Source organism: Pseudomonas sp. PSPC3-2 (genome assembly GCF_049897085.1).
GTDB classification, from domain to species: domain Bacteria; phylum Pseudomonadota; class Gammaproteobacteria; order Pseudomonadales; family Pseudomonadaceae; genus Aquipseudomonas; species Aquipseudomonas paraveronii.
In genome coordinates, this window is sequence record NZ_JAFCVO010000009.1 from 283,363 (window position 1) to 289,381 (window position 6,019).

Annotated in this window: 6 protein-coding genes; 1 reads left to right on the forward strand and 5 read right to left on the reverse strand. The window is 63.8% G+C overall.

From position 1 onward, the window contains the following. Positions 1-7 precede the first annotated feature (7 nt). On the forward strand, positions 8-814 hold the full coding sequence (locus tag ACP7CJ_RS17380) for an MOSC domain-containing protein (RefSeq protein WP_426100036.1): 807 nt from the start codon (positions 8-10) through the stop codon (positions 812-814). A 64-nt stretch (positions 815-878) separates the two neighbouring features. Here ACP7CJ_RS17380 and ACP7CJ_RS17385 read toward each other — a convergent pair whose 3' ends face one another. The 5 genes from ACP7CJ_RS17385 to atuD form a co-directional block, all read right to left on the reverse strand. Then, positions 879-1,163, reverse strand: a complete 285-nt coding sequence (locus ACP7CJ_RS17385) for a pyrimidine/purine nucleoside phosphorylase (RefSeq protein ID WP_198717118.1) — start codon at positions 1,161-1,163, stop codon at positions 879-881. A gap of 63 nt (positions 1,164-1,226) precedes the next feature. Then, positions 1,227-1,769, reverse strand: coding sequence for an exonuclease domain-containing protein (locus ACP7CJ_RS17390; protein WP_426100035.1), 543 nt, complete (start codon positions 1,767-1,769; stop codon positions 1,227-1,229). 73 nt (positions 1,770-1,842) lie between these two features. Beyond that, positions 1,843-3,756: an acetyl/propionyl/methylcrotonyl-CoA carboxylase subunit alpha gene (locus tag ACP7CJ_RS17395; protein WP_426100034.1), complete on the reverse strand. Its 1,914-nt coding sequence runs from the start codon at positions 3,754-3,756 to the stop codon at positions 1,843-1,845. After that, positions 3,753-4,520, reverse strand: a complete 768-nt coding sequence (locus ACP7CJ_RS17400; protein ID WP_426100033.1) for an enoyl-CoA hydratase/isomerase family protein — start codon at positions 4,518-4,520, stop codon at positions 3,753-3,755. Before ACP7CJ_RS17400 ends, ACP7CJ_RS17395 begins: the two co-directional genes overlap by 4 nt. Then, the gene (gene atuD, locus ACP7CJ_RS17405; protein ID WP_426100032.1) at positions 4,517-5,674 is read right to left on the reverse strand and encodes a citronellyl-CoA dehydrogenase; all 1,158 of its coding nucleotides are present in this window, start codon (positions 5,672-5,674) and stop codon (positions 4,517-4,519) included. The genes ACP7CJ_RS17400 and atuD overlap by 4 nt, the downstream gene beginning before the upstream one ends. Positions 5,675-6,019 lie beyond the last annotated feature (345 nt).

The following is a 6,019-nucleotide window of genomic DNA, read 5'->3' on the forward strand; positions in this document are numbered from 1 at the left end:
CAGGCCCATGCTTCGTCTCAGCGCGCTGTACCGTTACCCCTTGAAATCCGGCAAGGCTGAAATCTTGCAGCAGATCGGCCTGGATAAACTCGGCTTGGACGGCGATCGACGCTGGATGTTGGTGGACGAGGCCAGCGGGCGCTTTTTGACGCAGCGGGCCGTGGCGAAGATGAGCCAGTTGTCGGCGCTGTGGAACCGCAGTGGTGGCCTGACCCTCAGTTCGCCTGGCTACGCGGTGCTGGACGTGGCGCTGCCCGGCAGCGCGGCCGAGTTGCGCGGTGTGACCATCTGGCGCGACACCTTGCGCGTGCCGGATGCGGGCGATGAAGCTGCCGCCTGGGTCAGCGACTTTATCGGCAAGCCGACGCGGCTGGTACACGTCCCGCTGGAGCGCGCCCGCACCACTCAAGCCGGTTATGGCAAGGACGATGATCAGGTCGCGTTTGCCGACGGTTACCCGTTGCTGTTGATCGGCCAGGCCTCCCTGGACGACCTGTCCCGGCACGTCGGCCGACCTATGGACATGCTGCGCTTTCGCCCCAACCTGGTGATTGACGGCGCCGATGCGTTCGCCGAAGACGGCTGGAAACGCCTGCGTATCGGCGATGTCGAGTTTCGCGTGGTAAAACCGTGCTCACGCTGCATTCTCACCACCATCGACCCGCACACCGGCGAGCGCAGTGCCGACCGCGAACCCTTCGTGACGCTGGAGGCCTATCGCAAGACCGAAGACGGCGCGATGTTTGGCCAGAACCTGGTCAACGATGGCGTGGGCCGCCTCGAAGTGGGCATGCCGGTGACTGTGCTCGAGTAATTCGTCTGCCAAAAAAATGCCCGTCTCGCAGGAGACGGGCATTTTTTTCGCGCTGCGAAACCGCTTAGCCGCGGTATTCGCACAGGTAAGCGGTGTCCACGGCGACCTTCAGCTGGAACTTGCTGTTGGCCGGAACGTGGAACAGGCTGCCGGCGGCGAAGGTTTCCCAGGTGCTGCTGTCGGGCAATTTGACGCTCAGGGCGCCGGACACTACGTGCATGATTTCACGCTGGGCGGTGCCGAATTCGTATTCGCCCGGGGCCATGACGCCGATGGTCGCCGGACCTTCTGCGGTGCCGAAAGCGATCGACTTGACGGTGCCGTCGAAGTACTCGTTGACTTTAAACATGGGCGAATCCTCGGAAAAGGGTCTGGAAAGGTCAGCCAGTATGCCCAAGGGCACGGGAGCTGCCTAGACCGGCAAAATCAGCGGCAACAGGCGTGCGGTGTTGCGCGCATCCTCTAGCGCCCGATGTTGCTGGCCATGGAACTGCATCCCCGCCAATTGCAGGGCGCCATTGAGCCCCGTTGGCTTGTCCAGGCGCCGGGCCTTGGCGAAGCGTTGCTTGAGGTTGACGTGGGGCGTTTGGGCCAGCGCGCTGCTCAGGCCATGGCGCTGCCACTCCAGTTCGAGCTGCTGGCGATCGTAGTCGCCCCAACTGGCCCAGCCCTCCATGTGCGCCTGATGCTGGCCCAGCCAGCGCTCGAACAGCGCCCACACTTCGCTGAAGGGCGCGGCGCCGTCCATGTTTGCCTGGGTGATATGGGTCAGCTTGCGGCAAAAGGGCGTCAGCAATGGCCGACGCTGCGGCCGCACAAAGCGCTGGAAATGATCTCGCTCGCGACCCTGGCGGTTGACCAGGCTCGCGCCGATCTCGATGACTTCCATTTCCGTCACGGGCCAGCCGCCTTCATCCGTTGTGGCTTCAAGGTCAATAATCAGCCAATGAGGCATTGTGCAGGTTCCCGTACTCTTCCCGTCCTGATGGGGATAGAGCGTAGCCCGGCCGTAGAGTTCCGCCCAAGCTTTATTCGATCTCCAGCAACACCTGGCGATTGCGCACCTGATCGCCGGTTATGACCTGCACGGCCTTGATCACACCGTCGATGCCGGCCTTCAGCGGATGCTCCATTTTCATCGCTTCGAGCACCACCAGCAGTTGCCCCTGGGTCACGCGTTCACCGGCACGCACGCGCACCTCGACGATGGCGCCGTCCATCGGTGCCTTGACCATGCCGCCGCCGACCGGGGGTTGGCGGCTGGCGACGTGTTGGGTGCGGTTGGTCACGCTCACGCCGGGTAGCCACAGCTGGGCGCCGTCGAGGTGGTAGGCGCTGCGGTGGCGGATGCCGTTGATCACCGCAGTGGCCCACCGACCGTCGCTGCTGAGGTGGCGGATGTCGATGCCGTTGGCTTGCAGACGATGGTCGGCCAGGACGCTGACCGTGATGTCCTGGACCTCATCATCGACAGCCAACTGATAGGTCCACGGCACGTCAGCGCTGTTGCGCCACCCCGATAAAGCAGGGGGATGGGCCTGGGCGCTGTGTTGATAAAACAGTGCGGCCGCCAGGGCCAACTGTTCGGCGGTTGCGTTCGTGTGGCGGATGTCGCTGAAGTGTTCGGCGATCAACGCGGTGCTGAAATCGCCCTGGATAAACTGCGGGTGCTTGAGCAGGTCGGCCAATAGCTGCTGGTTGGTCGCCACGCCCAGCAGCACGCTGTCCTCCACGGCGCGCAGCAGCTTGCGCCGCGCCTCCTCGCGGGTGGCGCCATGGGCGATGATCTTGCCGAGCATCGGGTCATAGAACGGGCTGATGCGCTGACCTTCCAGCACACCATGGTCAATCCGCACACCGGCGGCCGGTTCCCAGCGCAACACCGCGCCGGTCTGCGGTAAAAAGCCCTGGGCCGGGTCTTCGGCGTACAGGCGCACTTCCATGGCGTGGCCGCTGAGGCTGACCTCAGATTGCGTTAACGGCAGCGGTTGGCCGGCGGCAATTTGCAGTTGCCAGTCGACCAGGTCGAGGCCGCTGATCAGCTCGGTCACCGGGTGTTCGACTTGCAGGCGCGTGTTCATTTCCAGGAAGTAGAACTGGCCGTCGCGGTCGAGCAGGAACTCTACCGTGCCGGCGCCGACGTAATTCACCGCACGCCCGGCCTTGAGGGCCGCGTCGCCCATGGCCTGGCGCAGGGCCGGGGTCATCACCGGGCAGGGCGCTTCTTCAATGATTTTTTGATGGCGGCGCTGGACCGAGCAGTCGCGTTCGCCGAGGTAGATCAGGTTGCCGTGGCTGTCGCCGAACAGCTGGATTTCGACGTGGCGCGGCTCGATCAGCGCCTGTTCCAGGATCAGTTCGTCACTGCCGAACGCGTTCAGGGCTTCGGAGCGGGCGGTGCGCAGTTGCTCATGCAAATGTTCGCGCTGATGCACCAGGCGCATTCCGCGGCCGCCGCCACCGGCGCTGGCCTTGATCATCAGCGGGTAGCCAATGCGTTCGGCTTCTATGTGCAACGTGGCGTCGTCCTGGGCGCTGCCTTGATAGCCGGCGATGCACGGGACGCCGGCCTCGAGCATGGCGAGTTTGGACAGGCGTTTGCTGCCCATCAGCTCAATGGCCTCGACGCTGGGGCCGATAAAGGTCAGCCCGGCGTTTGTGCAGGCGCGGGCGAAATCGGGGTTTTCAGAGAGAAAGCCGTAGCCAGGGTGGACCGCGTCGGCGCCCGTGCGTTGGGCCGCGCTGAGGATCGCTGGAATATTCAGGTAGGACTGCTGCGCCGGCGGCGGGCCGATATTCACGGCTTCGTCGGCCATCTGCACGTGCGCGGCCTGGGCGTCGGCGTCGCTGTAGACCGCCACGGTTCGGTAGCCCAATGCCTGGGCGGTGCGCTGGATGCGGCAGGCGATTTCGCCGCGGTTGGCGATCAGGATCTTGTTCATTGGGCCCACCGTGGCTTGCGCTTTTGCACAAAGGCCTGGGTGCCTTCGACACCTTCTTCGCCGGTCACCGCCTCGGCGAACCACGCGGCGGCCTGATCCAGCAGCGCGTCCATCGGTTGCTCCACGCTGGCCAGCAGCAACGCCTTGGTCCGCCCATTGGCCCCCGGCGCGCAGCGCAATACCTGGCCCAGTACTTCATCCAGGCGTTCGGCCAACGCCTGCGGATCGCGCTCGACAAAATGCACGACCCCCAACCGTTCAGCCTCGACCCCATCAAACCGCGCCGCCGTCAGCGCCAGCCGGCGTGCGTGCGTCAAACCGATCCGCTTGACCACAAACGGCGCGATCTGCGCGGGCAGCAAGCCCAGGCCGGTCTCCGGCAAGCCGAACTGCGCCTGGTGATCGGCCAGCGCGATATCACTGACGCACGCCAAGCCAAAGCCGCCGCCCAGCACCGCGCCTTGCAGCACCACGATCACCACTTGGGGCACGGCTTCAACTTCCTGCAGCAAGGTGCCGAATGCGCGGTTCAACGCCTGCAATTGCGCCTTGTCGCCAGCGCTGAGCATGTCTTTGACGTCCGCCCCGGCACAGAAATGCCCGGCCGCGCCGCTGATCACCAGTGCGCGGACCTGGCTGTCCAGTTGCGCCAGCACGGCACGCAGTTCATTGACCATCTCCAGGCTCATCGCGTTGCGGCTTTGCGGACGGTTGAGGGTGATGTGCAGCACACCGTTATGGGGTTCGAGCAGCAGGGTGTTCATGGTTTTTTCCCCGGCAGGGTGCCCATCAGTTTGCAGATAATGCCCAGCATGATTTCGTCGGCGCCGCCGCCAATCGACACCAGGCGCACATCGCGATAGGCGCGGGCCACCGGGTTGTCCCACATAAAGCCCATGCCGCCCCAGTATTGCAGGCAACTGTCGCTGACTTCGCGGCCCAGCCGCCCGGCCTTGAGCTTGGCCATGGAGGCCAGGCGCGTCACGTCCTGGCCCTTGATGTATTGCTCGGTGGCCTGGTAGACCAAGGCGCGCAGGCATTCGATTTCGGTGGCCAGTTCGGCCAGGCGAAAGTGGATGACCTGATTATCGATCAGTGCTTTGCCGAAGGTCTGGCGCGCCTTGCAGTATTCGATCGTGCTGTCGATGCAGTACTCCAGGCCCTTGATCATATTGGCCGCGCCAAACAGGCGTTCTTCCTGGAATTGCAGCATCTGCATCATGAAACCGGCGCCTTCGTGGCCGATGCGGTTGCGTTGCGGCACGCGCACGTCGTCGAAGAACACCTGGGCGGTCTCGGAGCTGTGCATGCCGAGTTTTTCCAAGGGCGGGCTGACGCTGATGCCCGGCGTGTTCATCGGCACCATGATCAGCGACTTGTTGATGTGTGGCTTGTCGTCGGAGGTGTTGGCCAGCAGGCACATGAAGTCGGCGCTCGGCGAGTTGGTGATCCACATTTTGCTGCCGTTGATCACGTAGTCATCGCCGTCCTTGCGTGCCTGGGTTTTCAGCCCGGCCACATCGGACCCGGCGCCGGCTTCCGAGACGCCGATGCAACCGACTTGCTCGCCGCTGATGGCCGGGCGCAGGAATTCTTCGCGCAGTGCATCGCAGCCGAAGCGGGCGAGGGCGGGGGTGCACATGTCGGTCTGTACGCCGATGGACATGGGGATGCCGCCGCAGTGGATGCTGCCGAATTCTTCGGCGGCGACGATCGAGTAGCTGTAGTCCAGGCCCATGCCGCCGAATTGTTCGGGTTTGGAGATGCCCAGTAGGCCGAGGTCGCCGGCCTTGCGGAAGAGGTCGTGGATGGGGAAGCGGCCGGCTTTTTCCCATGCGTCGACGTGGGGGTTGATCTCGCGGTCGACGAAGGCGCGGACGGTGCGGCGCAGTGCCTGGTGTTCTTGGGTGAAGATCATTTTTATTGTTTTCCCTGTGGGCGTTCTTCGGGTGTGCATGGCTCCATCTGTGGGAGCGGGTTTGCCTGCGGTCTTACAGCGGGTAGATATCCAATGGGTCCACCTCGCTCCAAATGTGGGAGGGGGCTTGCCCCCGATGGCGGCCTCTGGGCCGACCATTTTTTTGGGTTGAGTTGAGTACATATCCATTGCTGCGGTAACGGCTGCTATGGGTTCCGCTCTTACAGCGGGTCACTTTTGGAAAAGAGCCCCAAAAGTAACCAAAAGGGCTCTTGCCCCACCACTCGGCACCTCGCCTAGGCTCGGTGTGCCCGAACGCAGGCTTGAATCCGTGGGCCGCCGTCA